The organism is Cupriavidus sp. YAF13, from assembly GCF_052113425.1.
GTDB lineage: Bacteria > Pseudomonadota > Gammaproteobacteria > Burkholderiales > Burkholderiaceae > Cupriavidus.
Window position 1 is genome coordinate 1 of the sequence record NZ_JBFRDD010000136.1, and the last position, 1,585, is coordinate 1,585.

Annotated in this window: 1 protein-coding gene; it reads left to right on the forward strand. The window is 66.1% G+C overall.

The window, feature by feature from the left end:
- On the forward strand, positions 1-1,581 hold a 1,581-nt coding region (locus AB4061_RS40485), incomplete at its 5' end, for an acyl-CoA dehydrogenase (protein ID WP_441641645.1).
- Positions 1,582-1,585: the final 4 nt, after the last annotated feature.

A 1,585-nucleotide genomic window follows, 5' to 3' on the forward strand; every position in this document is an offset into this window, starting at 1 on the left:
GGCGTGGTTACCACCACGCCCGGTTTCAAGGACGCGTTCCGCCAGTTTGGCGAAGGTGGCTGGCAGGGCGTGCTGCATCCGCAGGAATTTGGCGGCCAGGGCTTGCCCAAGTTGATCGCCACCGCCTGCAACGAGATGCTGAACACGGCGAACCTGTCGTTCGCGCTGTGCCCGCTGCTGACAGACGGCGCCATCGAAGCCCTGCTGACCGCGGGCAGCGACGCGCAGAAGGCCACCTTCCTGCCCAAGCTGATCTCCGGCGAATGGACCGGCACCATGAACCTGACCGAGCCGCAGGCCGGCTCGGACCTGGCGGCCGTGCGCACGCGCGCCGAACCGCAGGGCGACGGCACCTACAAGGTGTTCGGCACCAAGATCTTCATCACCTACGGTGAACACGACATGGCGCAGAACATCGTCCATCTCGTGCTGGCGCGCACGCCCACGGCACCCGAGGGCGTCAAGGGCATYTCGCTGTTCATYGTGCCCAAGTTCCTGGTGAATGAGGATGGTTCGCTGGGCGCGCGCAATGATGCGCACTGCGTGTCGATCGAGCACAAGCTGGGCATCAAGGCCAGCCCCACGGCMGTGCTGCAGTTCGGCGACCACGGTGGYGCCATCGGCACGCTGGTCGGCGAGGAAAACCGCGGCCTGGAATACATGTTCATCATGATGAACTCGGCGCGCTTCTCGGTCGGCATGCAAGGCATCGCCGTGTCGGAGCGGGCCTACCAGCAGGCTGTGARTTTYGCCCGCGAGCGCGTGCAAAGCCGTCCGGTCGATGGTTCCGCGCGCGAGGCTGTGGCCATCATCCATCACCCGGACGTCAAGCGCATGCTGATGACCATGCGCTCGCTGATCGAAGGCGCGCGCGCGGTAGCGTATGTGGCCGCAGCCGCGTGCGATACGGCGCACCAGCATGCCGACGACGCGGTGCGCAAGCAAAGCCAGGCGTTCTACGAGTTCATGGTGCCCATCGTCAAGGGCTGGAGCACCGAGTTGTCCATCGATGTGACCAGCCTGGGCGTGCAGGTGCACGGCGGCATGGGCTTCATCGAGGAGACCGGCGCGGCCCAGCATTATCGCGATGCCCGCATCCTGACGATCTACGAAGGCACGACCGCGATCCAGGCGAACGACCTCGTCGGCCGCAAGACGCTGCGCGACGGTGGCGCGGTGGCCCGTGCGATCTGCACGCAGATCGCCGAGACCGAGGCRGCGCTGGGCAAGCATGGTGGYGCGGCATTCACCGCGGTGCAGGCGCAACTGGCCAAGGGGCGCGCCGCGCTGGAGACCGTGGTGGCGTWCGTCGTGGCCAATGCCAAGTCGGATCCGAATGCCGTGTTTGCCGGCAGCGTGCCTTACCTGAAGCTCTGCGGCATCGTGTTTTCGGGCTGGCAGCTTGGCCGSGCGATGCTCGCGGCGGAYGCGAAGCGTGCCGAGGATCCGTCCTTCCACGACGCCAAGATCTCGACGGCGCATTTCTTCGCGGAGCACATCCTGTCGCAGGCATCGGGTTTGCGCGATGCCATCGTGGCGGGCGCGGTGCCGGTCAATGCGTTGAGCGAAGCGCAGTTCTGAGATC